The sequence below is a fragment of the Oceanicola sp. S124 genome, from assembly GCF_000220565.1.
Classification (GTDB): Bacteria; Pseudomonadota; Alphaproteobacteria; order Rhodobacterales; family Rhodobacteraceae; genus Pseudooceanicola.
Genome location: NZ_AFPM01000256.1, coordinates 1 through 1978, shown reverse-complemented (window position 1 = coordinate 1978; position 1978 = coordinate 1). Strand labels below are relative to the sequence as shown.

Sequence of the window (1978 nt, the reverse complement as noted above, 5' to 3'; positions counted from 1 at the left end):
CTTGGCAAACGCTGAGGGCAGGGGGCTCTGCCCCCATCTCCGTACCGGAGTTTCCCCCGCAGTATTTCTGGCCGTCGGATGGAACAAGAGCTCCTTGCCTCTATCCGATGGCTGAAAATACTGCCGCCGGAGGCATCCTGCCCTGTCGGTGTATCCTGCGAGTTGTATCGTTGCGCGGCAGCCGGGCCGCATCCCGTGCCCGGGACATGCTTTCCCCATGACAGGGGTGGATGCAGCCGCTAGGGTGTTGTTCAAACGCCGATGAGAGCGTTTGATGGAAGAGCTCACGAGCGACAGAGGCAGGCAGATGTCCCGATCCGAGGCCCAGGCCAGTGGCGGCGCGCGGTTCCTGAACCGTCTGCACGCATGGGCGGCCTCGCGCGCCCGCCCTGCCACCGCCTTCACCAGCCAGCCCGAGCCGCGCACCGTCGGGTCCTTTGCCCGGGGGCGTCAGCTGATGGCCGGGAACTTCCTGTTCGCCGGGCAGCTGGTCGAGGCGCCGAAGACCGCGATCTGGGACGTCGAGATGCCCGACGCCCATTTTCGCGACGAGATCCAGGGGTTCGCCTGGCTGGACGATCTTGCCGCCGTCGGGGATCAGCCGACCCGGCTGCGGGCCCAGGACTGGACCTGGGAGTGGATCCGCCGCTATGGGCGCGGCCGTGGTCCCGGCTGGCAGCCCGACCTGGCCGGGCGCCGCCTGATCCGCTGGATCAACCATGCGCTCTTCCTGCTGCGGGCCCGCGACGGTGAGGCCTCAGAGGCCTTCTTTCTCTCGCTCGGGCGCCAGACCATCTACCTTTCCCGACGCTGGAAGGCGGCGCGCCCCGGATTGCCGCGCTTCGAGGCGCTCTGCGGGCTGATCTACGCCGGTCTTGCCCTGCGCGGGATGGAGGTCCACGTGGACCCCGCCCGTCGCGCGCTGGAAAAGGAAGTGCTGGCCCAGATCGACGCCCAGGGCGGATTGCCGACGCGCAATCCCGAAGAGCTGCTCGAGGTCTTCACCCTTCTGACCTGGGCCGCCCAGGCGCTGGAGGAAGCCGACATGAAGGTCGGCCGCGAGCACCGCGCGGCCATCGAACGCATCGCCCCGACCCTGCGCACGCTGCGCCATGCGGATGGATCGCTGGCGCGGTTCCACGGCGGCGGGCGCGGCATCGAGGGGCGGCTGGATCACGCGCTGGCGGCCTCGGGCATCAGCCGGGCGCAGCCGGACGGGCTGGCCATGGGCTATGCCCGGCTGTCCTCGGGGCGGTCCTCGGTCATCGTCGATGCCAGCCCGCCGCCGAAGGGGCGGGCCAGCCTTTCGGCCCATGCCTCGACCTTGGCTTTCGAGCTGACCTCGGGCCGGCGCCCGGTGGTGGTCAACTGCGGTTCGGGCCGCAGCTTCGGGCCCGAGTGGCGCCGGGCCGGGCGGGCGACGCCCAGCCATTCCACGCTGTGTCTCGACGGCATGTCCTCGGGGCGGCTGTCGCGACGGCGCGGACGGGGCGAAGAGCTGGAGGATGCGCCGCGCAACGTGCCGATCCGCATGACCCACGCGCCGGACGGCATCCGGTTCCAGGGCGGGCATGACGGCTGGGTGAAGACCCATGGGCTGACCCATGCCCGCACGCTTGAACTGACCTTCGACGGCCGCGCCATCGCGGGCGAGGACATGCTGCTGTGCCTGGAAGACCGCGACAAGCGGCGCTTCGACAGGGTGATGGACGGTAAGCAGCTGGAGGGCGTGCCCTTCCAGATCCGCTTCCACCTGCACCCCGAGATCGAGGCGCAGCTGGACATGGGCGGCAGTGCCGTCAGCCTGGCGCTGAAGAGCGGCGAGGTCTGGGTCTTCCGCCACGACGGCAAGCAGCAGATGGCGTTGGAGCCCTCGGTTTTCCTCGAACGCAACCGGCTGCGGCCCCGTTCGACCCTTCAGATCGTGCTTTCCGGCCTTGCGACGGGCCATGCGACGCGCATGCGCTGGTCTTTTGCC

The 1978-nt window shown here is 69.6% G+C and carries 1 protein-coding gene; it reads left to right on the top strand.

Features of this window, described 5'->3' with window-relative positions; translation table 11 throughout:
* Positions 1-307: 307 nt before the first annotated feature.
* The coding region (locus tag OS124_RS0117275; RefSeq protein WP_010141098.1) for a heparinase II/III family protein at positions 308-1978 on the top strand (1671 nt) is incomplete at its 3' end.